Below are 23,079 nucleotides of genomic sequence, written 5' to 3'. Positions count from 1 at the left end.
ATGGACCGTGTCCTCGGCGCCCCAGCCGTCTCCCACCCGGCACCGCGTACCCTGGAGGGTATGACCGAGACTCCCCGCATGCGCGAGACGCGCCCCCAGGCAGCATCCGCGTCGTCCCGCACGGGAGCCGTCCGCTCCACCGGCCCGGCGCAGGTTCGCCCCGCGACCGAGGGCTGGACGCAGCAGAAGGATGCCGAAGGGCGGCCGCTGCTGCAGTTCGCCAGCCCCAAGCGCGGCAAGCCGCCCGTGCATCTCGCCGACCTCACCCCCGCCGAGCGCGTCGAGAAGGTCAAGGAGCTCGGCCTGCCGGGCTTCCGTGCGAAGCAGCTCTCGACCCACTACTTCCGTCACTACACGTCGGATGCGGCCGAGATGACCGACCTGCCCGCCGACACCCGCGAGCAGCTCGTCGCGGGCATGCTGCCGCCCCTGCTCACCGAGGTGCGTCGCCTCGAGACCGACCGCGGGGACACGATCAAGTTCCTGTGGCGTCTGCACGACGGCGCGCTGGTCGAGTCCGTGCTCATGCGCTACCCGGGTCGTATCACCCTCTGCGTGTCGTCGCAGGCCGGATGCGGCATGAACTGCCCGTTCTGCGCCACCGGCCAGGCGGGTCTCACTCGCAACATGTCGACGGCCGAGATCATCGAGCAGATCGTCCGCGCCAACCGCCTGATCGCCGACGGCGGCCTCGGCGGCAAGAAGGCCGACGACCACTCGATGGAGCGCGTGTCGAACATCGTCTTCATGGGCATGGGCGAGCCGCTCGCGAACTACAAGCGCGTGATGGACGCGGTGCGTTCGATGGTCGCGCCGCAGCCCGACGGCCTGGGCATGAGCGCCCGCGGTATCACGGTGTCGACCGTCGGACTCGTGCCGGCGATCAAGAAGCTCGCCGACGAGGGCATCCCCGTCACCTTCGCGCTGTCGCTGCACGCCCCCGACGACCACCTGCGCGACGAGCTCATTCCGGTGAACTCCCGCTGGAAGGTCGACGAGGCGCTCGACGCCGCCTACGACTACTACGCCAAGACCGGCCGCCGTGTCTCGATCGAGTACGCCCTGATCAAGGACATGAACGATCACGCCTGGCGCGCCGATCTGCTCGCCGACAAGCTCAACGAGCGCGGCCGCGGCTGGGTGCACGTCAACCCGATTCCGCTGAACCCGACGCCCGGTTCGATCTGGACGTCGTCGGAGCCCTCGGTACAGAACGAGTTCGTGCGCCGGCTCAATGACGCCGGCATCCCGACGACCCTCCGCGACACCCGCGGCAAGGAGATCGACGGCGCGTGCGGTCAGCTCGTCGCGACGACCGAAGACGAGGCCGCCTCGGCCGCGATGGCCTGAGTCCCCGAGTCGCGGCCGCGATCACGGATGCCGTCTCGGCGGCCGAGGGTCTCGGCGCGAGACAGCCACGATGCGATGCGCTCGGGGCTCGCGTCTTTGACGCCCAGCATGCGGGTGGTGCGCACCGAGCGGATGCCGCAGAAGCGCAGGGTTCCCCGGGCGACGTGCGTCTGTGCGGGGAGGCCGGTGAACGGCGTGAGGAACCACGGCGTGTCTGCGAGCAGGAACAGGCGACCGTTCGCCGCCGTGAGCAGGCCCTCGGGCATTCCGAGTTTGGAGTACCGGTACTCCTGCTGGGGGAGCAGCGCACGATCGAAGAAGCCCTTCAGCAGCGCGGGCACCGACCCCCACCAGAGGGGTGTGAAGACGACGACGGTCGCCGCCTCGGCCAGTGCGCGTTTGGCGTCGACGAGGTCGGGTTCGAGCTGCATGCGCTCGCGATATCCGAAGCGCAGCGACGGATCGAAGTCGAGGTCGCGCAGCGCGAGGACACGGGCGTCGCCGTGCGCTGCCGCATAGCGCCGGGCGAGTTCGGCGGTGAGGGATCGACCGTCGGGGTGGCCGTCGATGATCAGTGCGGAAGACATGTGCGCTCCTATGTTGACAGTGTCAAGTACTGGTGGACACTGTCAAGATAGGCAACAATGTTGCTTGTGTCAAGTTCCCGATCCGGCTACCACCACGGCGACCTCGCCCACGCCCTCGAGGCCGCGGCGATGCAGCTGCTCGCCGAGAAGCCCGCGGGAGAGATCAGCCTGCGAGAGGTCGCGCGCGCCGCAGATGTGAGCCACAATGCTCCGTACCACCACTTCTCCGACCGGCGCGGTCTGCTCAAGGTGCTCGCCGAGGGCAGCATGGCCGACCTCGTGGCCGCGGTGCGCGTCGCGATCGAGGAGGCGCCCGACCCTACAGCGGCCGTGATCGAGGGCGGTGCCGCGTACATCCGCTACGCGGTCGAGCATCCGCACGGCTTCGACGTGATCTACGACCCGACCGTGTGCATCCCTGGCGAGCCGAGCGAGACCATGGCCCCCCTGATCGACGAGCTCGAGCAGCTGCTGTCTGCGGCGTCCGTCTCCGCCGGCCTCGACGAGCAGAGCGTCACCGGCGTGTGGGGTCTCGTGCACGGACTCGGAACGCTGTGCGCCGCCGGCCATTTCTCGCTCGACGACGCGCTCGCCGCCAGCGCCGATGCGCTCGTCCGCATGCTGCCGCGCTGACCGTCGACGGGGCCGGAGAGGCGGAAGCACAGGGTTCGTCCACGTTTTCCACAGGCGACGTTTCGTAGATTATCCGGATGCAATATTCTGCCCACCGCCCTGGACGGTTCGATTCGCAGGGTCGGATCATCCTCGACAGCGATCCGAACGCTGACACGGATGATCTCGACTTCCTCCGCGAGTACGAGCCGACCGGTGCCGACCCCGAGGCGTCCGAGCGAGTCGACGCCGGGCGAGCGGCAGGAAGGCCGGAGCAGGATGCCACGGCATCCACCGTTCCCGCGCCGGTGCGAGAGCCGAAGCCTCGACGTCAGCCCCGCGAACGCAAGCCACGCGTGCCGGGCTCGCGACTTCGCACGCTCGCGATCCTCGGTGGGGCCGAAGGCGAGATTCTCGACCGGGTGCCCGGCGAGACCCCTCGGTTCGTGCAGATGTTCTTCGTGCTCGCCGGCACCGCCCTGGTCTCGGCGATCTCGATGCTGTTCGCGCTGACCACGGGTGTGCAGGCCGCGATCTGGGTCGCCGTGCCGCTGGCTGTGGTGTGGGCGCTGATCATCTTCAACCTCGACCGCTTCCTCACGTCGACCATGACGTCGACGCGCAATGTGTGGAAGCTCATCGGACTCGCGATCCCCCGTGTGGTGATGGCCGCGATCATCGGCTTCGTCGTCGCCGAGCCTCTGGTGCTGCAGATCTTCCACAACGACATCGCGCGCGAGGTCGCCTCGACGAACATCACGCAGGCGCAGGCCGATCAGGATGCGCTCGAGACGGGTCCCGAGAAGAAGGCGCTGGATGCGGCATCCGACCGCGTCGCCGAGCTCGAGAACCAGGCCGCGACCGGCATCGTCGCGGGTACCGACTCGTCGTCGGCGAGTGAGTCGGCAGCGCAGGCCACGGTCGACGACCTCACCGCCAAGATGACGGCGCAGCAGGCGGTCATCGACCAGGCTCGGGTGCTGTATCAGTGCGAGCTCACGGGCGATGGTGCGGGCACGGTTCCCGGGTGCACCGGTGTGAACGGCGAAGGCGCGAGCTCGGATGCCGCCCAGGCACAGCTCGCCGAGGCTCAGCAGACCTACGACGCGCTGGCCGCACAGCTGCGCACCGCCAACGAAGAGCTCGCCGAGGCCGGCACCGCCGCCAAGGAGAACACCAGCACGTCGGAGGCGCAGAACCGAGAAGAGGCGCAGTCGCAGCTGCCTGCCGCGCGCGACAGCTACGACACCGCGCTCGCCGCGTACAACGCGCGGGCGGAATCCGTGGCCTCGGGCAACGCCGGGGCGATCGGACTCCTCAGCCAGATCAGCGGACTGAACCGGCTGAGTGAGAAGGAGCCGACGATCCTGTGGGCGCACATCCTGATCGCCGCGCTGTTCTTCATGATCGAACTGCTGCCGGTGCTCGTGAAGGTGCTCACGTCGTACGGCGACCCGTCGCTCTACGAGAAGGCCGCAGCGATCCGCAAGCAGGTCGCGCTCGACAAGGTCACGGCCGAGGGATTCCGCGACCGCGCGGCGATCGTGACCGTGCAGTCGCAGGGGATACAAGCGGATGCCGGTCCGAGCGAACCTCAGACACGCGCCGAGCGCAAGGAGGCGGCCCAGGCCGCGGAGGAGCGTGAAGCGGCCCAGGAGCGTGAGCTCGCCGAGAAGCGGGCGCAGGCTCAGACGCTCGAGGAGCAGGAGCAGCTGGTCGAACCGCGCGTCTGACCCCGCTCGGGCGTCTCCCGTGCTGAGACCGGTCACGGCGATCCGGCCCGACTGTCCGACGCGGCCGGTAGCGTTGCATCATGGTCAACTATCGCTATCTCGGCAACAGCGGTCTCAAGGTCTCTGAGATCACCTACGGCAACTGGGTCACGCACGCTTCGCAGGTCGGCGACGACGCCGCCGTCAAGACGGTGCACGCGGCGCTCGACGCCGGCATCACCACATTCGACACGGCCGACACCTACGCCAACACCGCCGCAGAGGTCGTGCTCGGCACGGCGCTCGAGGGTCAGCGTCGCGAGGGTCTCGAGATCTTCACGAAGGTCTACTTCCCGACCGGCGCCAAGGGCCCGAACGACACCGGACTGAGCCGCAAGCACATCCTCGAGTCGATCAACGGCTCCCTGAAGCGCCTCGGCACCGACTACGTCGACCTCTACCAGGCACACCGGTTCGACTACGAGACCCCGCTGGAAGAGACGTTCCAGGCGTTCGCCGACGTCGTCCGCCAGGGCAAGGCGCTCTACATCGGCGTCTCGGAGTGGACGGCGGAGCAGCTGCGCGAGGGGCACGCGCTCGCGAAGCAGCTCGGCGTGCAGCTGATCTCGAACCAGCCGCAGTACTCGATGCTGCACCGCGTGATCGAGGGCAAGGTCGTGCCCGCCTCCGAGGAGCTCGGCATCTCGCAGATCGTCTGGTCGCCGATGGCGCAGGGCGTGCTGTCGGGCAAGTACCTCCCCGGTCAGCCGGTTCCTGACGGCTCGCGCGCGACCGACCCGCACAGCGGCTCGGAGTTCATCAAGAGCTTCCTCAAGGACGACATCCTCACCGCGGTGCAGAAGCTCAAGCCGATCGCCGAGCAGGCCGGTCTGTCGATGCCGCAGCTCGCGATCGCGTGGGTGCTGCAGAACCCCAACGTCGCCGCAGCCCTCGTCGGAGCCTCGCGCCCCGAGCAGCTCGCCGACACGGTCAAGGCTTCGGGCGTGACGCTCGACGCCGACACGCTCGCCGCGATCGACGCCGCACTGGGCGACACGGTCAACCGCGATGCAGAGGCCACGTACTCGGTCTCGCCGAAGGCCCGCCTGGTCTGACGCGCACGACGAAGGCCGCCGTCCCTGAGGGGCGGCGGCCTTTTCGTCGGGTCCCGGGGGTGGTTTCGAATCGCGCACTGTGCAGATTCCGGAGTCCGGAATCTGCACAGTGCGCGATTCGAACGGCTATTCCTTGACGGCTCCGGCGGTCAGGCCCTGCACGATCCAGCGGCTCGCGAGTGCGAACATCACCATGGTCGGCAGGATCGTCAGCACGGCGGCGGCGCTCATGGAGCCCCAGTCGATGTTGAACGTCGAGATGAAGCCGTTCAGCGCCGACGGCACGGTGCGGTTCTCGTCGGTGTTCATCAGCACGACCGACAGGAACAGCTCGTTCCAGCAGTTGACGAAGTTGAAGATGAACGCCGCGATGATGCCGGGGGTCATCACGGGCACGAGCACCCGGAACAGGGCGCCGAAGCGCGAGCATCCGTCGATCATCGCCGCCTCCTCGAGCGCGTCGGGGACGTTCTCGAAGAATCCGCGCAGCATGACGGTGGAGAACGGGATGCAGACTGCGATGTACACGAGGATCAGCCCCGGCTTGGTGTCGACGAGTCCGAGATCGGTCATCATCGAGTACAGGGGTCCGAGCGCGATGAACGCGGGGATCATCTGCGTCAGCAGGAAGGCGACCAGCACCGTGCCCTTGCCGCGGAACTCGAAGCGTGCGATCACGTAGGCGCTGAGCAGCGCGATCAGCGTCGCCACCGCCCCCGCGATCGTCGCCACCAGAGCGGAGTTCGCGAGGAAGACCCCGAACGAGCTCTGCTCGAACAGGCTCACGTAGTTGTCCATCGACGGCTCGCTGGGCCAGTACTCGATCGGGAACGAGTTGATCGTGCCCGGCGACTTGAACGACGTCAGCGCGATCCAGTACAGCGGGAACAGCGTGATGACGAGCCAGAGGGCGAGACCGACGACGCGCACGACGCCGCCGACCGAGACCTTCCGCGCAGGACGCGGTGCCTTCGCGATGTCGGGGACCGTGAGACGCCGGGTCTCGGTGACCGTGGTTCCGGTGATGGTCATCGCTGGACCCTCCGCATCGCCATGAGATAGAACGCGCAGAACACGAACAGGAACGCGACGACGATGAGTCCGATCGCGCTCGCGATGCCGTAATTGCCCTGCTGCGTGTAGTTGATCATCCACGTCGTGATGATGTGGGTCTGGTTCGCCGGCCCGCCGTTGGTCATCGCGTAGATGATGTCGGGGAAGTTGAAGATCCAGATGATGCGCAGCAGGATCGTCAGCAGCAGCGTCATCGAGATGTACGGGATGATGATCGAGAACAGCTGACGCACCTTGCCGGCGCCGTCGAGGCTCGCGGCCTCGAGCATCTCATCGGGCACCGACTGGAGAGCTGCGAGGATCATGATCGCGAAGAAGGTCACGCCGTACCAGATGTTGGCCACGATGACCGCGAACATCGCGAGCTTCGGGTCGGCCAGCCAGGGCAGCGGGGCGTCGATCAGACCGGCCTTCATGAGCAGGTCGTTCACGACGCCGAACTCGGCGTTGAACATCCAGCGGAACAGCATGCCGATCAGGAAGCCGGAGACCGCCCACGGGAAGAACACGAGCGCCTGGTAGAGACCGCGGAAGCGGAACCTCTTGCGCAGCGCGAGAGCGATCAGGAAGCCGATCACGAGCTGCGGCACGAGTGAGCCGACGACCCACAGCACCGAGTTCCACGCGACGATCGGGAAGGCGGGGTCCTGGAAGACCGTGACGAAGTTGTCGAAGCCCACCCAGGGTGTCGACGTGAGATCCCACAGGTTCCAGTCGTGGAAGGCCATGCGTGCGCCCTGCAGCATGGGCCAATAGGTGAACCAGCACACGAACACGATCGCCGGCGCCATGAAGGCCAGCAGCGTCAGCGCGTGGCGGCCACGGAAGGGGCGGCGCCGGCGGGATGCCGGGGAGGCCCCGCCGGCGGTGCCGACGGAGCCCCTTTCGAGAGTGGTCCGGGACAAGGATCAGCCCTTTTCCGCGGCGTACTTCTCGGTCCAGAAGGCGTCCCACGACTCGAGCAGCTCCGCGGTGCTCATGTTGCCCAGGAGCACGTTCTGCACGTCCTGGTCGGACTTCTGGATCCACTCGGTCCACCAGCTGACCCCACGCGGCTGACGCACGTTGACGTACGTCTCGGGGTCTTCGGTCATCGTGACGTAGCTCGTCCACGGGCCCGTCGAGTAGAACTCGTCGTCCGCGGCCTCGGTGATGATCGGCACGAGGCTGTTGGCCTGGGCGAACTCGGTCGCGGGCTCGGCCGACGAGAGGAACTCGACGAGCTTGACCGCGGCATCCTGGTGCTCGCTGTTCTCCGCGACGCCCCAGCCGGCGACGGCCAGCGGCTGCGCGGCCTTGCCCGACGGGCCGACGAGCAGCGGGGCGGTGTCCCACTGGTCCTCGGTCAGCGACGAGTCCTGCACCGTGGCGATGACCTCGGGGTCCTGCAGCAGGAACGCGGTGGTGCCGTTCGTGAACCCGGCGACCATCTCGGGGTAACCCCACGAGACGGCAGACGGCGGGGAGGCCTTCTTGAAGAGGTCGAAGTAGTCGTCGACGGCCTCCTGCGCCTCGGGGGCGGCGAAGATGGTCGATCCGTCTTCCATCAGGAACGCGTCTTCGGTGTCGAGGCCGTCGATCGTGTACGCCTCGATCGCGGCGACCACGTTGCTGTTCGCGTTCGCACCACCGCGGAACGCGTAGCCGTAGATGTTGTTCGCGGGGTCCTGGATGGCGCTGGCCTGCTCGAGCAGGTCCTTCCAGCTGTGCGGCGGGCCGTCGAAGCCCGCCTCCTCGACCAGATCGGTGCGATAGAAGAGGGACAGGCCGTAGAAGCCGTAGGGCACGAAGTAGCTCTTGCCGTCTGCGGCCACCGAGGCGGACTGCGCGTTGTCGGTCAGGGCGTCCCAGCCGTCCCACTTCTCGAGGTCGCCCGAGATGTCGTGCAGCCAGCCGTTGTTCGCGAACGGTCCGACGGTGATGTCGCGGACCTCGAGCACGTCGACGCCCTTGCCCGACTGCAGCATCTGCTGGATCTTCGCGTCGGCCTGCTCGGTGGGCGGCGAGACCAGCTTGACGGTGATGTCGGGGTTCTCCTTCTCGAACTCGTCGAGCAGGCCGCGGATCAGGTCGGTGCGTGCCGGGTTGGTCAGGCTCTCGACCATCTGCAGGGTGACGGAGCCGTCGGCGGACTCGCCGCCGCCTGTGGAACAGCCGGTGAGCGCGAGTGCGGCGACGGTGCCGATTCCCGCGGCGGTCGTCAAGATTCTGTTCTTCTTCACGAGGTGCCTCTCAGTTGGTGATGGGTGTGTGTCGGGTGGTGCCGGGTGGTGGATCGGGTCGGGTCAGGGAACGATGAGGGAGTCGGCGGTGCGGATGCCGGCACGGCGGAGGATCTGCGGGATGCAGCGTTCGACGAAGGCCTCGAAGTCGGATGCGTCGGTGTAGAGGTGCGCGGAGAGGCGGAAGTAGCCGACCCCGCGGAAGCTGGTGAACGCGGTCTCGACTCCGGTCTCGTCGAGCAGGTCCATCCGCAGTGCGTCGGCTTCTTCCCGGGTCGACCCGAGTCCGAGCGGCAGGCGCACGAGCCGCATCGACGGCACGGGAGACGGCAGGGGAGTCAGGGGGTCGACGTCGGCGAACGGACGGAAGCCCTCGGCGATGATCTCGGCCCCGGCATCCGCGATCTGCGCCATCGCCTGGCGGGCGTTGTGCCACCCGAACTCGGACTCGATGAACTCGATCGATGCGGGGGTGGCGAGGTAGGTCGTCGCGTCGATCGTGCCCTGCGTGTCGAAACGCTCGGGGTAGGGCTCGTTCGCGGCCCACGAGTCGATGAGCGGCCACAGGTCGTCGCGGTCGGGGGCGTTCGTGACGAGCAGCGCCGAGCCGCGCGGGGCGCACGGCCACTTGTGCAGGTTGCCGAACCACCAGTCGCCACCGGCGACGGCCGCGGCATCCGCGACGAGGCCGGGAGCATGAGCGCCGTCGACCAGGGTGCGGATGCCGTGCTCGGCGGCGAGCTCGGCGATACGGCGGGTCGGCAGCATCCGGGCGGTGGGAGAGGTGATCTGGTCGACGACGATCAGGCGCGTCGCCGGGGTCAGCGCGTCGGCGAAGCGCTGCACGACCTCGTCGTCGGAGGCGAGCAGCGGCAGTTCGACGGCACGGACGGATGCTCCGAAGCGGCGGGCTAGGCGCTGCGCGCCCATCGTGATCGCGCCGTAGCCCTGGTCGGTGACGAGGATCTCGTCGCCGCGCTCGAAGTGCTGGGAGTTGTAGACCACGGTGGCGGCGGCCGAGGCATTGGGAACGAAGACGCTGTCTTCGGAGCGGGCGCCGAGGAACGGAGCCGTGCGCTCGCGAGCGTCGCGCACTCGCTCGGCGATGCGGGGAAACCACTCGACGGGGCTGAGGTCGGCGCGGCGGCGGAGCGCATCCTGCTGCTCGACGACGGCCGTGGGAACCGCGCCGAACGAGCCGTGGTTCAGGTGGATCACCTCGGGATCGAGCGGCCACGCATCGCGGGCCCGGATGCCGGAGTTCAGCGTGAGCGGAGCGGGGAACAGCGGTGCGGGCATCGGTCCTCATCGGATCATCGGGCGAGTTGTTGCACAACTTTGCCACAGCACTGAGGAAATGGCTACGAGAATGGGGAACTGGAAACATAGTTGTCATACGAATTTGACGCGAAAGCTCTTTCCGCCAAACTCGCAGAGGGGCCGAACTCGCCGAGAGTCGGCGGCCGGGAGGATCACGATGAGCGCTCTGGATACGGCACTGCACGGGCTGCGCACTCTGATCGCAGACGGCGCGCTGCGCCCGGGCGACCGGCTGCCCAGCGAGGGCGAGCTCTGCGAGACGCTCGGTGTGTCACGGGGGTCGCTGCGGGAGGCGATCCGGATGCTCGCCGCGCTCGGTGTGCTCGAGACCCGACACGGCTCGGGCAGCTACGTGAGCGAGCTGCGTGCCGCCGACCTGATCGGCAGTCTGTCGTTGACCGTGGGATTGCTGCCGATGGCCGGCGTGCTGGAGCTCACCGAGCTGCGCCGTGTGCTCGAACCGCACGCCGCAGCGCTCGCCGCCGCGCGCATCGATGAGGAGACCGTCGACGCGCTCGAGCGGATCCTCGACGAGATCGAGGGCAGCGATGACCTCGAAGCCCACTCGCAGCTCGACCACGCCTTTCACATGACCATCTCGCGAGTCGCCGGCAACGATGCCCTCACGAGCCTGATCGACGTGCTGCGCTCGCGGTCACGCGCCTACCGGATTCCGGATGCCGACGATGCGGCCGAGCTCAAACTGCACTCCGATGCGGGGCACCGGGCGATCCTCCGCGGCCTCGCGGCGGCCGACCCGGTCGCGGCGTCGGCCGCCGCGTCCGCGCACGTCGCGCAGACCGAGTACTGGGTGCGGCGCTACACCGACACGAACGACGTCGGCTGATCGGGCCGCTGCAGAGACTCTGTCAGCGCGGCGCCACCCACGTCGCCGTGTACCGCCAGAACAGGCGGCGTCGCATCCGGATGCCGGGGAGGATGTCGTTCGCGATCGTGCGGATCTGCTCGAAGGACTGGGTGGCCTCGGTGGCGGGCGCCTGCATGTGTGCGGGTTGTCCGGTCGCGCGCCTCGGGTGACGCACGAGGCCCGCGAGCGGGTTCGGCAGCAGTGTGCAGCGGCATGTGGTGGAGCGAGGCGACGAAGGTGATCAGGTCGTACGCTCCAGTCCGAGGGTCAGGCGAGCGTGATGTCGACCTGGATCTCGCTCGCGATGCGCTCGAGATCGCGGCGCAGGGCATCGAGGTCGACGGATGCCGGAACCCGCGCGATCACGGACGCCTCGAACAGCCTGCCACCGGCCATCGCGGCGTCGCGGGTCTCGGTCGCCAGCTCTTCGATGCTGAGCTCATGCGCGTTCAGCACGGACGACACCTCCCGCACGATGCCCGAGCGGTCGTTGCCGAGCACGCTGATCTCGAGCGTCCGCTCCTCCTCGCTCGGCTGAGCGGGGGCGCCGGTGAGCACGGCGAGCGTCAGGAGTCCCTGCCCCTGGAGCTCCCGGAGCGCACCCTGCAGTGCGACCGAGTGTTCGGGGGCGACCGAGACCTCGATCACGCCCGCGAAGGTTCCGGCGAGCTCGGCGAGCGAGCTGTTCTCCCAGTTGCCGCCGTGAGCATCGACGACGTCTGCGACCGCTGCGACAAGACCGGGGCGATCGGCACCCGCGACAGTGAGGATGAGAGTAGTCATGCGGCCAGCGTAGCCGTCACCCCGTACGCACCCGCCGGTCGGATGCCACGATGATGCCGGGTTGTTTTGAGTCATTCAAAACAGGGTACGATGGGGGGACAACGTGGTGCCGGGGTTGCAGCCCCGGCACCACTGTCCGTGAAGCACCACCATCCCCGACAGAGGAGGCTCGCATGAGTCACGAACACGCCCAAGATAACCCATCCCGATCGCTGCCGATGAACCAGCCGATGGGGCGTGTGGCGCGCGAGCGCGTCCCCCGCGAGCCACACGAACTCCTCGGCCGAGAGCGCGCCGTGCAGCACCTCGCCGAGTCGGACCTGCTCTCGAGGCCTCCCCGCACCACCGACCGCTCCCGCGTCGTCGGCCGGCTCGAATCAGGCGGTCTCGGTCGTCCGAGCTTCGTCGAGATCGACGCCGCGGGCGAGAGCATCCCGGATGCGCTCGTTCTCGAGTACGGCCCTGCCGACGCCGGGCAGAAGAGGGCGGCGCGCGTATGGCACCGCACGCGCGGAATGGGAAGCACCCCCTCGTACGTGCTCAGCGGCGACAGCTCCTCGGGCGGTTACGTCACCGCCTGAGAGCCGGTCACTCGACCCAGTCGCCGGTCTCGAGGAAGTGATCGAGCCGGGCGCGGTGCGGGGCGAGGTCCCACCCCTGCGCCGCGACCCACTCGTCCGAGAAGTACGTGCCCGCATAGCGGATGCCGCTGTCGCAGATGAGCGTGACGATGCTGCCGGTCTCGCCTGCGGCCCGCATGCGGGCGATCAGCTGGAAGGCCCCATAGAGGTTGGTGCCGGTCGACCCTCCGGCCCAGTGCAGGGTGCGCTCGCGCAGCATGCGGATCGCGGCGATCGAACCGGCATCCGGCACCCGGATCATCTCGTCGATCACGCTCGGCACGAACGACGCCTCGACCCGCGGCCGGCCGATCCCCTCGATCCGGCTCGGGCGGCCGGCCGGCGGATCGACCGTGCCCGCCCATCCGTCGTAGAACGCCGAACCCTCGGGGTCGACGACCGCGATCTGGGTCTCGTGGCGCCGATACTTCACGTAGCGGCCGAATGTCGCGCTGGTGCCGCCGGTGCCGGCTCCCACGACGATCCAGCGCGGGACCGGATGCCGCTCCTGCGACAGCTGGCTGAACACGCTCTCGGCGATGTTGTTGTTGCCGCGCCAGTCGGTCGCGCGCTCGGCGTAGGTGAACTGATCGAGGTAGTGGCCGTGGCACTCGGAGGCCAGGCGCTGCGCCTCGGGAGACATGTCCTCCGTGCGATCGACGAAGTGGCAGCGTCCGCCGTAGAACTCGATGAGGTCGATCTTCTCCTGGCTCGTCGAGCGCGGCACGACCGTCACGAACAGCAGCCCCAGCATCCGGGCGAAGTATGCCTCGGAGACAGCCGTCGACCCGCTCGACGATTCGACGAGGGTCGAATGCTCGGTGATGCGGCCGTTCACGAGTCCGTAGAGGATCAGCGAGCGAGCGAGTCGATGCTTGAGCGACCCCGTCGGGTGCACGGACTCGTCTTTGAGGTACAGATCGATGCCCCACTCGGGCGGCAACGGGAAGAGGTGCAGGTGCGTATCGGCACTGCGGTTCGCGTCGGCTTCCAGCAGGGCGATCGCGGTGCTGGTCCAGTCGCTCATCCTTCGAGCGTAACGCCCGTCTACTTGTCGGTGTAGCCGCCCTCGCCCGTCTCGCCGTCGTAGGTGAAGACCTTGTCTTCGAGGGTGATCTGGATGTCGTCACCGAGCGGCTGCTGCGCGAGAAGGCGCTCTTCGAGCATCGTCATGCGCTGCTCGTACTCGTCGGCGGTGGCGGCATCGACGCCCCAGATCGTCGCGACCTTCATGTCGGTGAGGAAGTAGAGGAAGGCGCTGACCGCGGTGCGGTTGAACTCGGTGTCGGGGATGCTCTGCCACAGCTCGCCGGAATCGCGGAGCCGCTTGTACTCGTCGATCTTCTGCTCGAGTCGGTCGGCGATGGCCGCACCCGCCTCGGGGTCGGCGGGGTCGGACGTGCCGTCGTCGGGGTCGGCGGACGGCGCGGAGGGCTGAGGCTCGGGCGCGACGGCGCTCGGGCTCGGCACCGCGATCGGCGTCGACGGATTCGCGCCCAGGATCACGCCGACCACGAGGGCGACGGCGACCACCACGAGCACGACCATGCCGCCGACGATGCCGAGGATCACGGGCAGAGCGCGACCGTGCGATCGCGCGGAGGGCGGCGCTGAGGACGTGAGCGGGTACGACGCTGCGCCGTATGCTCCGGGCTGGGGGTAGCCGGGCTGCGGGTAGCCGGGCTGCGGGTAGCCGGGCGGCGGGCTCGAGGGCTGGGGGTACGCGGGTTGCGGGCTCGCATACGGAGGCAGCGCAGCGGCATGGCCGTCGGGTGCGGGTGATCCCGGCCATGGTGGCGGAGGCGCGGCCGGTGCGCTCAGCGAAGGAGCGAGCGGGACAGCGGGTGGCGACGCCTGGGCCGCCGCGTCGGCGGGCGCCGGCGGCACGACAGGCTCGGGTGGAATGACGTGTTCCGGCTGCCCTGCAGCATCCTGATCGTTCGTCATCGACGCTCTCCCCCCGGTGCGCGGCGCCTCGTGCGCCTTCGACAAAGGTTAGTCGGGCTCGCCGACAGCACGCGTCAGCGCGCCAGCACTCGGTCGACGCGATGCCGCCTGGCGCAGCCACTGCTCGACACCGGCGATGTGCGCGGTGGTGAGCGAGGTCGCGAGCGCGGGGTCTCGGCGCGCGATCGCGTCGGCGATGCCGCGGTGCTCGGCGAGCGTGCGCTCGGTGGCGCCGGCCTCGGTGAGGCCGCGCCAGACGCGCGCTCGCACCGTCTGGCTGCTGAGGTGCTCGATCAGGCTCGCGAGGTACGCGTTGCCCGACATCGCCGCGATCTCGCGGTGGAACCGGATGTCGTGCTCGACGATCTCCTCGACGGTCGAGGCGGCGGCCCCGACGGAGGAGACCTCGGCCGCCAGCGCGGCGATCGCCTCTTTGCTGCCGAGGGTGGCTGCGAGGCCGGTGGCCTGCGACTCGAGCATCCGTCGCACGGCGAAGATCTCGAGCATCGAATCGTCGTCGTGCATGTCGACCACGAACGAGATCGCTTCGAGCAGAAGGTGTGGTTCGAGGCTTGTGACGTAGGTGCCGTCGCCGCGCCGCACGTCGAGCACGCGGATGACCTCGAGTGCCTTGACCGCCTCGCGCATCGAGTTGCGCGAGAGGCCGAGCCTCGCGGAGAGCTCCTTCTCGGGCGGAAGCCGGTCGCCGGGCGACAGCTCTCCCGAGACGATCATCGCCTTGATCTTCGCGATCGCTTCGTCGGTCACTGCCATTCGGACATCCTAGCGATTGGTCGGATGTCTACGGCAGGATGAGGGCATGCGCGTACTCGATTCGCACTTGCACCTCTGGTCGCCCGACGCTCTCGCGTACACCTGGCTCGAAGGTCCGCTCGCCGCGGAGTTCGCGGCCCTCGAGATCGGAAACTCGCGGATCGATCGGGCTGCAGTCGAGAAGGCCGTGTTCGTGCAGGCCGAGACCGTCGAAGAGGACTTCCTCGCCGAGGTGCGCTGGGTCGCGGCGCAGGCGGAGGGCGCCGGCGTCGTCGCGATCGTCGCCGGCGCGCGCCTCGATCGGGGCACCGACACGACGACTCACCTCGAGGGACTCGCGGCCGAACCGCTCGTGGTCGGGGTGCGGCACAACCTGCAGGGCGAACCCGACGGACTCGCAGTGTCGGCGGCCTTCGTGACCGGCGCGCGGGAGGTCGCCGCTCGAGGGTGGACGTTCGACGCGTGCGTACGCGCCTCGCAGCTGCCCGAGATCGCGCGCCTCGCGGGGGCCGTGCCGGAGTTGCCGATGGTGCTCGATCATCTCGGCAAGCCCGAGGTCGGCACGGCCGCTGCTCCGGTCGCACCGACGATGGAGTGGGTGCGTGATCTCGACGATCTGGCGCGGCATCCGCGCGTGTGGTGCAAGCTGTCGGGCCTGCCGGGCGAAGCAGACGGTGACTGGTCTGCGCAACAGCTCGAGCCGTTCCTCGACGCCGCTGCCGATGCGTTCGGCACCGAGAAGCTGATGTGGGGGAGTGACTGGCCCGTCTCCGCGATCGGCCCCGCGGAACAGGGCGACCCGCACGTTTCGGAAGACGGTTCGCCGACGTATCAGCCGACGGCGCGGAGTCGGTGGGCGGATGCCGTGGCCGACTGGGCGGACCGCCGGGGGCACGATGTCGAGGCCCTCTTCTGGTCGAATGCCGCGGAGTTCTATCGGGTCGGCCAGCGACCGACACACACGGACGCTCGGAAGGAGCGCCCTCGTCGCCGCCTCCTGGGTCGGCTGCGCGGACCCCGTCCGTAGGGAGTCGCTCGTCCGTCGGGGGGTCGCTCGTCCCGGATCGCACACAGCGCCCCGATCTGCACAGGATCTGCCGAGGGTCATGGGCCAACCGGGGCGCCGTGTGCTGCCCGGGACCGGGACCGGTGCCGGTGCCGGGTCCGAGTCCGAGGACGGGAGTCCGGGTCAGGGGTGGGTGTCAGCCGACGGAACGCAGACGCAGCTGCGCCATGCCGCCGTCGACCTCGATGAACGTGCCCGTGGTCGAGCCGGCCGCCGGCGAAACCAGGTAGGCGACTGCGGCGGCGACCTCCTCGGGTGAGACCAGACGGCCGTGCGGCTGACGGGCCTCGAGGGCGGCGCGCTCGGCGGCGGGGTCGTCGGCCGCATCGAGCAGTCGGCCGACCCACGGGGTGTCGGCGGTGCCCGGGTTGACGGCGTTGACGCGGATGCCGTCGCGCAGGTGGTCCGCCGCCATGGCGCGGGTCAGGGCCGAGACGGCGCCCTTCGACGCGCTGTAGAGAGCTCGCTCCGGCAGGCCGGTGGTCGAGGCGATGGATGCCGTGTTGCAGACCGCCGCGCTCGGCGACTCCTTGAGCCAGGGCAATGCCGCCGAGGTGACGCGGGCGATGCCGGTGACGTTGATCGAGAGCACGCGAGCCCACTCGTCGTCGTCGTTCGCGCTGATGTCTCCCTGCGCCCCCACCCCGGCGTTGTTCACCACGATGTCGATGCGGCCGAACCGCTCGGCGACAGCATCGACCGCGGCATCCACCGACGCGCGGTCCGACACATCAGCGGTGAAGGCCGCGAACGTGGCATCCGCCCCCGAGGTGTCGCGGTCGAGCACCGCGATCTGCGCGCCGTCGGCGTGCAGGCGGGCAGCGACGGCCGCGCCGATGCCGGATGCTCCGCCGGTGACGACCGCGACGAGTCCGTCGAGTGCGCCGCTCATCTCCGTGCCTCCCATGCCACGAACTCCTGGCGCTGATGCCCGAGTCCTTCGATCTCGATCTCGACCACGTCACCCGCCCTCAGATACGGGAACCTGCCGCCGAAGGCGACGCCCTGCGGGGTGCCCGTGAGGATCAGGTCGCCGGGCTCGAGGGTGACGTACTGCGACAGGTGGTGCACGATCACGCGCACGTCGAAGATCATGTCGTCGGTGTTCGAGTCCTGACGGCGCTCGCCGTTGACCCAGCTGCGCAGCCGCAGGTGGTCGACGTCGACTTCGTCGGGTGTGACCAGCCACGGGCCGGTCGGGTTGAAGCCGGGGGCGATCTTGCCCTTCGACCACTGCCCGCCCGAGACCTCCATCTGGAAGGCGCGCTCCGAGACGTCGTTCGCCACGACGTAGCCCGCGATGTGCGCCTCCGCCTCGTCGGGTGAATCGAGGTAGGCGGCGCGCGCGCCGATCACGATGCCGAGCTCGACCTCCCAGTCGGTCTTCTCGCTGCCGCGGGGGATCGTGACCGCGTCGTTCGGGCCGACCACGGTGTTCGGTGTCTTGAGGAACATGATCGGCACGGTCGGCGGCTCCGCACCCGACTCACGGGCGTGCGCGGCGTAGTTCTGGCCGATGCAGATCACGGCGCTGGGGCGGGCGATCGGCGCGCCGATCCGCATCGCGGCGGCTTGGTCGAGCACAGGGAGCGCGTCGGCGACGCGGGCCGCCTCGACGCGCGCCCGGAAGTCAGCGGCGAGAAAATCACCGTTGACATCGGATGTCACGGAGCGCAGATCCCGGTAGCGGTCGCCCTCGACGAGAACGGGGATCTCGGCGCCGGGGGCGCCTAGCCGTGCGAACTTCATATCTCTCCTGCTCAGTGAGGGTTCGATGGTGGCGGGACACGTCGCTGCGCCTCGTCTCGTTGACAGTATAGACATCCGATGTTTACACTCCAAGTGATCTGCACGGACGTCCGTCCTGCGCCCGAGAGGAACCCGTGAGCCGCATCGTCGCCCTCGACACGACCGACATCCGCTTCCCGACATCGCTGAGTCTGGACGGATCGGATGCCATGAACCCCGACCCCGACTACTCGGCGGCGTACGTGATCGTGCGCACGGATGCGGAGGACGGCATCGACGGCCACGCGTTCGTCTTCACGATCGGTCGCGGCAATGACGTGCAGGTCGCCGCGATCGACGCGCTCGCCGGACACCTCGTCGGCCGCGAGATCGAACCGCTGCTCGACGACATGGGCACGACGTTCCGCGACATCATCGGCGACTCGCAGCTGCGCTGGCTCGGCCCCGAGAAGGGCGTCATGCACATGGCGATCGGCGCTGTCATCAACGCGCTGTGGGACATCAAGGCCAAGCGGGCCGGGCTCCCGCTCTGGCAGCTGCTCGCGCGGATGACCCCGGAGGAGCTGGTTGACCTCGTCGACTTCCGCTACCTCACGAATGCGCTGACTCCCGAGGATGCCCTCGAGATCCTGCGCGCGGCGGAACCCGGACGCGTCGAGCGCGAACGAGAACTGCTGGCCACCGGATACCCCGCCTATACGACGAGCCCCGGTTGGCTGGGATACTCCGACGAGAAGCTCGAGCGCCTGGCCCGCGAGGCGATGGCCGACGGCTTCACGCAGATCAAGCTCAAGGTGGGCGCCGACCTCGATGACGACATCCGCCGATTCCGCAAGGCCCGTGAGGTCTGCGGGCCCGACTTCCCCATCGCGATCGACGCGAACCAGCGCTGGGAGGTCTCGGAGGCGATCGAGTGGGTGAACGCGCTGGCCGAGTTCCGCCCCGCGTGGATCGAAGAGCCCACGAGCCCCGACGACGTGCTCGGCCACGCCGCGATCGCCAGGGGAGTGGCGCCCATCCGCGTCGCCACCGGCGAGCACGCCCAGAACCGGGTGATCTTCAAGCAGTTGCTGCAGGCCGAGGCGATCTCGGTCATGCAGATCGACGCGGTGCGCGTCGCGGGCGTCAACGAGAACATCGCCAACCTGCTGCTGGCCGCCAAGTTCCGCATCCCGGTGTGCCCGCATGCGGGCGGCGTCGGTCTGTGCGAGGCCGTGCAGCACCTGTCGATGTTCGACTTCGTCGCCGTCACCGGCACGCGCGAGGGCCGCCTGATCGAGTTCGTCGACCACCTGCACGAGCACTTCGTCGTGCCCACCGACATCGAGGGCGGGTCGTACATGGCGCCGACCGCACCGGGCGCCGGGATGCAGATGAAGGCCGACAGCATCGCGACCTACGAATGGGCGGGTGAGCATGTCTTCGCGTGACATCGAGGACCGCCTCGCCCCCGGACTGAGCGTCCCCGCTCTGGGCTACGGTGCCGCGAACCTCGGCAACCTGTTCCGCCCGCTCACGGACGACGAGTCGTGGGCGATCCTCGACGCGGCGTGGAATAGCGGCATCCGGTACTTCGACACCGCTCCGCACTACGGGCTGGGGCTCTCGGAACGCCGGCTCGGGGCGTTCCTGCAGACGAAGCCTCGCGAAGAGTACGTGCTGTCGACCAAGGTCGGGCGCGTGCTGCGACCCAACCCGCACCACGCCGGCGGGCTCGACACCGCCAACGACTTCCACGTGCCGGACGACCTGCGGCGCGTCTGGGACTTCTCGGCCGACGGCATCCACCGCAGCCTCGCCGACTCACGCGACCGCCTCGGCATCGAGCGCATCGACCTGCTGTACTTGCACGACCCCGAACGACACGACCTCGAGCTCGCGCTCGCCGAGGCGCTGCCCGCACTCGAGCAGCTGCGGTCGGACCGACAGGTCGCCGCGATCGGCATCGGATCCATGGTGTCGGATGCCCTCGCCGCCTCGGTGCGGTCCGCCGATCTCGACCTGATCATGGTCGCGGGGCGATACACGCTGCTCGAGCAGCCTGCGGCCGCCGACGTGCTGCCGGCCTGCCGCGAGACCGGGACGGGGATCGTCGCCGCATCCGTCTTCAATTCCGGCCTGCTCGCGTCGAACGAGCCGAGCCGAGACGGTCGCTACGAGTACGGGCACCTGCCCGACGAGCTCTGGGAGCGGCTCGTGCGCATCGCTCGCGTGTGCGCCGAGCACGAGGTGCCGTTGCCGGCTGCGGCGCTGCACTTCCCCCTGCGGTCCGATGTCGTCCGTTCGGTCGTCGTGGGTGGCAGCCGACCTGAGCAGCTGCGGCAGAACGCCGAGTGGGCGAGCGCCACGGTTCCTGCTCGGCTGTGGGACGCGCTCGCCGCAGAGGCGCTGATCCCCGCCTGACGCGTCGACGAGGCGCGACTCCCGGTCGATGCGCGAGTACGCGTCAGCGCGCCAGCACGCGGTCGAGGTGCGCGTGGCCGCCTCGGATCGCGGCGGCCGTGACGGCATCCGATCCGGGATACTCCGCGTGCCCGGCGGGGAGCACCTCGAGCTCGAGCGTGGTCACGGCGTTCGCCACCGCGAACTGTCCCTGCGGCGGCACGTACTGGTCCCACAGTGCGGCCTCGACACGCACCGGCACCCGGGCGAGGGTCATCGAACTCGACGCATCGAACCAGCGCAGCACGTCGCGGGCTTCGGGATGCGAGGCCACGTACGCGCGCACGGCCTCTCCGCTGCCGAGACAGGGCACGGCGAGCCGTTCGTCGTACTGACCGAAGCTCGGCACGATCAGCGTCGCGCCGACATAGCGGTCGTCCCACGGGAGCGCGAGCGCGCCGATCCCACCGCCGAAGCTCTCGCCCACGTAGTAGAGCGGAAGATCCCCCGTCAGCGCGACGAGTGCGTCGGCCGCGAGCCACAGGTCTCGTGCGCACAGCCCCAGCACGTAGCGGTCGGGATCGTCGATGCCGGTGAGCACGTGCTCGTCCCTCGGCTCGGGAGCACCCACCCCGGCGTTCAGCGCCGGCAGGCCCCTCCCCACCGGGAAGATCGCGGCCGCATCGGCGGGAACCCGAGCGAGGTCGATCGCGTCGCGGCCGGCGTATCCGTGGCTGTGCACCACGCCGACGCGCGCCGCACCCGACGACGGCTCGACGAACCAGGCACGCAGACGGATGCCGTCGACCCCCGCATGCTCGACGACCGACACGCGCCGGCCGCGCACGACCTCGGAGGAGAGCACCACGGGGGCAGCATCCACCGTCCGGGCCTCGTCCCGCCACCGCGTCCACCTCGCCGCGAACCCCTCGGGAGGATCGATCGGCGAGATCGTGCGCAGCGTGTCGAGGGTGTGGCCATAGCTGCCGTCGAACGGAGCGTCGGCGAACCAGGTGTCGTACGGAGGAGGGAGCGTCATGAGCGGGGGAGTCCTGAGAGAGGGGTCGATCGGGAGTGAGTCAGGGGCGAGGCGCAGGGCGGCCCCATGGCAGACTGGAGGCCCCACCGAAAGGAGCGCGCGTGCTGGTCACCGAGCGACGAGAACGCATCCTCGCAGCAGCGCGCGACCGCGGTACGGCCTCGATCCCCGAACTCGCCGCTGCGCTGCAGGTCAGCGAGATGACGGTGCGCCGAGACATCGACCAGCTCGCGGACGACGGGATCGTCGAACGGGTCCGCGGCGGGATGCGAGTGCTCGCCGGCCACCGCCCGAGTGCGGCATCGGCCGTGTCGCCCGAGCGGCAGGCGATCGCGCAGACGGCGGCCGCGCTGGTCGAACCCGGGATGGCGGTCGGCATCTCGGGCGGGGCGACCGGGCTCGCGCTCGCACGCGCGATGCGTGATGTCGCCGACCTCACAGTCGTCACGAACTCGCTGACGGTGGCCGATCTCTTCTCGCCCCCCGAGCGCGCCGACGCGCCCTACTCGCAGACCGTGGTCCTCACCGGCGGTGTGCGCACGCCTGCGCAGTCGCTCGTCGGCCCGGTGGCGGTGCGCGCGCTCGAGCATCTGCACTGCGACCTGGTCTTCCTCGATGTGCACGGGCTCGACGTGCAGGCCGGCATCACCACCATGAACCTGCTCGAGGCCGAGACGAACCGCGCCTTCATGGCGGCGGCACGCGAGGTGGTCGTGCTCGCCGATCACACCCGCTGGGGCGTGGTCGGGCTCACGACGATCGCAGATCTCGCCGACATCGATCGACTCGTCACGGATGACGGTCTCGACGTCGACGCTCGTGAGCAGCTCGCGACGCACGTCGGCACCCTGCTCGTGGCGCAGCTCGCCGACGAGACGACGGCGACGGACGCCTGACAGCTGCAGCGTCATCGCCTCGCGGTGCTCGCGCGGCGCACGAGCGCGGCCGGGATCGTGACGTGGCGCACCGGCAGGTCGGCGCCCGGGGGAGAGGTCAGCTGTCGCTGCAGCTCGGTGAAGGCCGCGTCGACGAGCTTCTCGTGATCGGGAGCGATGGTGCTGAGCGCAGGCACCGAGAAGCGCGTGGCGCGGATGTCGTCGATGCCGATCACCGCCACATCGTCGGGCACACGCCGCCCCGACGCCGACAGCGCCGCCAGGGCGCCCAACGCCAGCGAGTCGTTCGAGCACACGATGCCGTCGAGATCGGGGGCCGTGGCGAGGATCGCCGCGGTGGCGCGCTCGCCCTCGTCCGCGGTGAATGCGTCGACCTGCGCGGTCAGGGCAGGATCGGGCGCGTCGCCCGCCGCGGTGAGCGCCTCGACGTAGCCGACGTGGCGGCGGTCGGCCGCATCCGACGGGCGTGAGTCGCGTCGGCCGACGTACGCGATGCGGCGACATCCGACCTCGACGAGATGCTCGGTCGCGGTGCGCGCCGCTGCCCGGTTGTCGATCGTGATGTGCGTGAACGGACTGACCTGGATGTGTTCGCCGAGCAGCACCAGCGGGCCAGGTGCCGTGCGGCGTGTGAGATCGGCCACCGTCAGCGACCGCGGGATGTGGATGAGCCCGTCGATCGGGGGAAGACCGACACCGTTCGCCACATCGATCTCGCGGCCGTGATCGCCCTCGGTCTGCACGATCAGCACCGCGAGCCCGCGCTCGTCGGCCCCGCGCACGAGTCGTGACCCGAGCTCGGCGAAGTAGGGCTCTTCGAGGTGCGGGACCGCCAGCGCGATGAGCCCTGTGCGCGTGGCCCGGGCGACCGGCACGGCACGGCCTGTCGACGGGGTGGTCACCTGCGGCCTCCTGGTGGGACGGTGATCGCCGGCGGGCCGACGAGTCCCCTTCACGTTAGCG

The 23,079-nt window shown here is 69.3% G+C and carries 24 protein-coding genes; 10 read left to right on the top strand and 14 right to left on the bottom strand.

Annotation, left to right across the window (positions count from 1 at the left end; genetic code table 11):
* Positions 1-60 precede the first annotated feature (60 nt).
* The gene (gene rlmN / locus AC3WS6_RS00495) at positions 61-1,350 is read left to right on the top strand and encodes a dual-specificity RNA methyltransferase RlmN (RefSeq protein WP_492499115.1); all 1,290 of its coding nucleotides are present in this window, start codon (positions 61-63) and stop codon (positions 1,348-1,350) included.
* Here rlmN and AC3WS6_RS00490 read toward each other — a convergent pair.
* Positions 1,299-1,937 (bottom strand): NAD(P)H-dependent oxidoreductase, encoded by a 639-nt coding sequence (locus AC3WS6_RS00490; RefSeq protein ID WP_492499114.1) that lies wholly within the window; start codon positions 1,935-1,937, stop codon positions 1,299-1,301. The genes rlmN and AC3WS6_RS00490 overlap by 52 nt on opposite strands.
* Positions 1,938-2,003: 66 nt before the next feature.
* On the opposite strand from AC3WS6_RS00490, the gene AC3WS6_RS00485 reads away from it, so the two are divergent.
* From AC3WS6_RS00485 to AC3WS6_RS00475, 3 genes are all read left to right on the top strand, one after another.
* Positions 2,004-2,570 carry a TetR/AcrR family transcriptional regulator gene (locus AC3WS6_RS00485; RefSeq protein ID WP_492499113.1) on the top strand — a complete coding sequence of 189 codons (567 nt, stop codon included), beginning with the start codon at positions 2,004-2,006 and terminating at the stop codon, positions 2,568-2,570.
* A 77-nt stretch (positions 2,571-2,647) separates the two neighbouring features.
* On the top strand, positions 2,648-4,282 hold the full coding sequence (locus tag AC3WS6_RS00480) for a DUF4407 domain-containing protein (protein ID WP_492499112.1): 1,635 nt from the start codon (positions 2,648-2,650) through the stop codon (positions 4,280-4,282).
* Positions 4,283-4,362: 80 nt separating this feature from the next.
* A complete protein-coding gene (locus AC3WS6_RS00475; protein ID WP_492499111.1) occupies positions 4,363-5,376 on the top strand; it encodes an aldo/keto reductase family protein in 1,014 nt (337 codons plus the stop codon).
* A 126-nt stretch (positions 5,377-5,502) separates the two neighbouring features.
* Here AC3WS6_RS00475 and AC3WS6_RS00470 read toward each other — a convergent pair whose 3' ends face one another.
* The 4 genes from AC3WS6_RS00470 to AC3WS6_RS00455 form a co-directional block, all read right to left on the bottom strand.
* Positions 5,503-6,408: a carbohydrate ABC transporter permease gene (locus tag AC3WS6_RS00470; RefSeq protein ID WP_492499110.1), complete on the bottom strand. Its 906-nt coding sequence runs from the start codon at positions 6,406-6,408 to the stop codon at positions 5,503-5,505.
* Positions 6,405-7,355 (bottom strand): carbohydrate ABC transporter permease, encoded by a 951-nt coding sequence (locus AC3WS6_RS00465; RefSeq protein WP_492499109.1) that lies wholly within the window; start codon positions 7,353-7,355, stop codon positions 6,405-6,407. The genes AC3WS6_RS00470 and AC3WS6_RS00465 overlap by 4 nt, the downstream gene beginning before the upstream one ends.
* Before the next feature lie 3 nt (positions 7,356-7,358).
* Positions 7,359-8,672 carry an ABC transporter substrate-binding protein gene (locus AC3WS6_RS00460; RefSeq protein ID WP_492499108.1) on the bottom strand — a complete coding sequence of 438 codons (1,314 nt, stop codon included), beginning with the start codon at positions 8,670-8,672 and terminating at the stop codon, positions 7,359-7,361.
* Between the two features lie 63 nt (positions 8,673-8,735).
* Entirely contained in the window at positions 8,736-9,971 is a 1,236-nt protein-coding gene (locus tag AC3WS6_RS00455; protein ID WP_492499106.1) for an aminotransferase class V-fold PLP-dependent enzyme, read from the bottom strand.
* Positions 9,972-10,149: 178 nt separating this feature from the next.
* Here AC3WS6_RS00455 and AC3WS6_RS00450 point away from each other — a divergent pair, with 178 nt between their 5' ends.
* Positions 10,150-10,839 carry a FadR/GntR family transcriptional regulator gene (locus AC3WS6_RS00450; RefSeq protein WP_492499105.1) on the top strand — a complete coding sequence of 230 codons (690 nt, stop codon included), beginning with the start codon at positions 10,150-10,152 and terminating at the stop codon, positions 10,837-10,839.
* Between the two features lie 22 nt (positions 10,840-10,861).
* Here the strand turns inward: AC3WS6_RS00450 and AC3WS6_RS00445 are convergent, their stop codons facing one another.
* Both AC3WS6_RS00445 and AC3WS6_RS00440 read right to left on the bottom strand, forming a co-directional pair.
* Positions 10,862-10,996 carry a hypothetical protein gene (locus tag AC3WS6_RS00445; RefSeq protein ID WP_492499103.1) on the bottom strand — a complete coding sequence of 45 codons (135 nt, stop codon included), beginning with the start codon at positions 10,994-10,996 and terminating at the stop codon, positions 10,862-10,864.
* Positions 10,997-11,127: 131 nt separating this feature from the next.
* Positions 11,128-11,643: a glycine cleavage system transcriptional repressor gene (locus tag AC3WS6_RS00440; RefSeq protein ID WP_492499102.1), complete on the bottom strand. Its 516-nt coding sequence runs from the start codon at positions 11,641-11,643 to the stop codon at positions 11,128-11,130.
* 173 nt (positions 11,644-11,816) lie between these two features.
* Here AC3WS6_RS00440 and AC3WS6_RS00435 point away from each other — a divergent pair, with 173 nt between their 5' ends.
* Positions 11,817-12,224: a hypothetical protein gene (locus tag AC3WS6_RS00435; RefSeq protein WP_492499101.1), complete on the top strand. Its 408-nt coding sequence runs from the start codon at positions 11,817-11,819 to the stop codon at positions 12,222-12,224.
* Between the two features lie 7 nt (positions 12,225-12,231).
* Here the strand turns inward: AC3WS6_RS00435 and AC3WS6_RS00430 are convergent, their stop codons facing one another.
* From AC3WS6_RS00430 to AC3WS6_RS00420, 3 genes are read right to left on the bottom strand one after another with little or no spacing between them, the layout of a single operon-like run.
* Positions 12,232-13,290 (bottom strand): PLP-dependent cysteine synthase family protein, encoded by a 1,059-nt coding sequence (locus tag AC3WS6_RS00430; protein ID WP_492499100.1) that lies wholly within the window; start codon positions 13,288-13,290, stop codon positions 12,232-12,234.
* Positions 13,291-13,310: 20 nt separating this feature from the next.
* Complete coding sequence (locus tag AC3WS6_RS00425) at positions 13,311-14,210, bottom strand: hypothetical protein (RefSeq protein ID WP_492499099.1); 900 nt, start codon at positions 14,208-14,210, stop codon at positions 13,311-13,313.
* Positions 14,211-14,258: 48 nt separating this feature from the next.
* A complete protein-coding gene (locus tag AC3WS6_RS00420; RefSeq protein WP_492499098.1) occupies positions 14,259-14,984 on the bottom strand; it encodes a FadR/GntR family transcriptional regulator in 726 nt (241 codons plus the stop codon).
* Positions 14,985-15,030: 46 nt separating this feature from the next.
* Between AC3WS6_RS00420 and AC3WS6_RS00415 the strand changes: the two genes are divergently transcribed.
* The gene (locus AC3WS6_RS00415) at positions 15,031-16,011 is read left to right on the top strand and encodes an amidohydrolase family protein (RefSeq protein ID WP_492499097.1); all 981 of its coding nucleotides are present in this window, start codon (positions 15,031-15,033) and stop codon (positions 16,009-16,011) included.
* A 175-nt stretch (positions 16,012-16,186) separates the two neighbouring features.
* Here AC3WS6_RS00415 and AC3WS6_RS00410 read toward each other — a convergent pair whose 3' ends face one another.
* Both AC3WS6_RS00410 and AC3WS6_RS00405 read right to left on the bottom strand, forming a co-directional pair.
* Positions 16,187-16,957, bottom strand: coding sequence for an SDR family NAD(P)-dependent oxidoreductase (locus AC3WS6_RS00410; RefSeq protein WP_492499096.1), 771 nt, complete (start codon positions 16,955-16,957; stop codon positions 16,187-16,189).
* Positions 16,939-17,799, bottom strand: a complete 861-nt coding sequence (locus AC3WS6_RS00405; protein ID WP_492499095.1) for a fumarylacetoacetate hydrolase family protein — start codon at positions 17,797-17,799, stop codon at positions 16,939-16,941. Before AC3WS6_RS00405 ends, AC3WS6_RS00410 begins: the two co-directional genes overlap by 19 nt.
* Positions 17,800-17,933: 134 nt before the next feature.
* Here AC3WS6_RS00405 and AC3WS6_RS00400 point away from each other — a divergent pair, with 134 nt between their 5' ends.
* Complete coding sequence (locus AC3WS6_RS00400; RefSeq protein WP_492499094.1) at positions 17,934-19,229, top strand: L-fuconate dehydratase; 1,296 nt, start codon at positions 17,934-17,936, stop codon at positions 19,227-19,229.
* Positions 19,216-20,202, top strand: a complete 987-nt coding sequence (locus tag AC3WS6_RS00395) for an aldo/keto reductase (protein WP_492501428.1) — start codon at positions 19,216-19,218, stop codon at positions 20,200-20,202. Before AC3WS6_RS00400 ends, AC3WS6_RS00395 begins: the two co-directional genes overlap by 14 nt.
* 43 nt (positions 20,203-20,245) lie before the next feature.
* On the opposite strand, the gene AC3WS6_RS00390 is transcribed toward AC3WS6_RS00395, so the two are convergent.
* Entirely contained in the window at positions 20,246-21,220 is a 975-nt protein-coding gene (locus tag AC3WS6_RS00390; RefSeq protein ID WP_492499093.1) for an acetylxylan esterase, read from the bottom strand.
* 101 nt (positions 21,221-21,321) lie between these two features.
* On the opposite strand from AC3WS6_RS00390, the gene AC3WS6_RS00385 reads away from it, so the two are divergent.
* Positions 21,322-22,116 (top strand): DeoR/GlpR family DNA-binding transcription regulator, encoded by a 795-nt coding sequence (locus AC3WS6_RS00385; RefSeq protein ID WP_492499092.1) that lies wholly within the window; start codon positions 21,322-21,324, stop codon positions 22,114-22,116.
* Positions 22,117-22,127: 11 nt separating this feature from the next.
* On the opposite strand, the gene AC3WS6_RS00380 is transcribed toward AC3WS6_RS00385, so the two are convergent.
* Positions 22,128-23,018, bottom strand: a complete 891-nt coding sequence (locus AC3WS6_RS00380; protein WP_492499091.1) for a LacI family DNA-binding transcriptional regulator — start codon at positions 23,016-23,018, stop codon at positions 22,128-22,130.
* Between the last annotated feature and the right edge of the window lie 61 nt (positions 23,019-23,079).

Source organism: Microbacterium sp. EB106-03-03-XG65 (assembly GCF_058791955.1).
This window is presented reverse-complemented; position numbering and strand designations above follow the sequence as displayed.

Bases quoted from the DNA above. Each gene is read 5' to 3' on its own strand.
- rlmN (WP_492499115.1), top strand. From the start codon at position 61: ATGACCGAGACTCCCCGCATGCGCGAGACGCGCCCCCAGGCAGCATCC.
- AC3WS6_RS00490 (WP_492499114.1), bottom strand. From the start codon at position 1,937: ATGTCTTCCGCACTGATCATCGACGGCCACCCCGACGGTCGATCCCTC.
- AC3WS6_RS00480 (WP_492499112.1), top strand. From the start codon at position 2,648: ATGCAATATTCTGCCCACCGCCCTGGACGGTTCGATTCGCAGGGTCGG.
- AC3WS6_RS00475 (WP_492499111.1), top strand. From the start codon at position 4,363: ATGGTCAACTATCGCTATCTCGGCAACAGCGGTCTCAAGGTCTCTGAG.
- AC3WS6_RS00470 (WP_492499110.1), bottom strand. From the start codon at position 6,408: ATGACCATCACCGGAACCACGGTCACCGAGACCCGGCGTCTCACGGTC.
- AC3WS6_RS00455 (WP_492499106.1), bottom strand. From the start codon at position 9,971: ATGCCCGCACCGCTGTTCCCCGCTCCGCTCACGCTGAACTCCGGCATC.
- AC3WS6_RS00450 (WP_492499105.1), top strand. From the start codon at position 10,150: ATGAGCGCTCTGGATACGGCACTGCACGGGCTGCGCACTCTGATCGCA.
- AC3WS6_RS00445 (WP_492499103.1), bottom strand. From the start codon at position 10,996: ATGCAGGCGCCCGCCACCGAGGCCACCCAGTCCTTCGAGCAGATCCGC.
- AC3WS6_RS00440 (WP_492499102.1), bottom strand. From the start codon at position 11,643: ATGACTACTCTCATCCTCACTGTCGCGGGTGCCGATCGCCCCGGTCTT.
- AC3WS6_RS00435 (WP_492499101.1), top strand. From the start codon at position 11,817: ATGAGTCACGAACACGCCCAAGATAACCCATCCCGATCGCTGCCGATG.
- AC3WS6_RS00430 (WP_492499100.1), bottom strand. From the start codon at position 13,290: ATGAGCGACTGGACCAGCACCGCGATCGCCCTGCTGGAAGCCGACGCG.
- AC3WS6_RS00425 (WP_492499099.1), bottom strand. From the start codon at position 14,210: ATGACGAACGATCAGGATGCTGCAGGGCAGCCGGAACACGTCATTCCA.
- AC3WS6_RS00420 (WP_492499098.1), bottom strand. From the start codon at position 14,984: ATGGCAGTGACCGACGAAGCGATCGCGAAGATCAAGGCGATGATCGTC.
- AC3WS6_RS00415 (WP_492499097.1), top strand. From the start codon at position 15,031: ATGCGCGTACTCGATTCGCACTTGCACCTCTGGTCGCCCGACGCTCTC.
- AC3WS6_RS00410 (WP_492499096.1), bottom strand. From the start codon at position 16,957: ATGGGAGGCACGGAGATGAGCGGCGCACTCGACGGACTCGTCGCGGTC.
- AC3WS6_RS00405 (WP_492499095.1), bottom strand. From the start codon at position 17,799: ATGAAGTTCGCACGGCTAGGCGCCCCCGGCGCCGAGATCCCCGTTCTC.
- AC3WS6_RS00395 (WP_492501428.1), top strand. From the start codon at position 19,216: ATGTCTTCGCGTGACATCGAGGACCGCCTCGCCCCCGGACTGAGCGTC.
- AC3WS6_RS00390 (WP_492499093.1), bottom strand. From the start codon at position 21,220: ATGACGCTCCCTCCTCCGTACGACACCTGGTTCGCCGACGCTCCGTTC.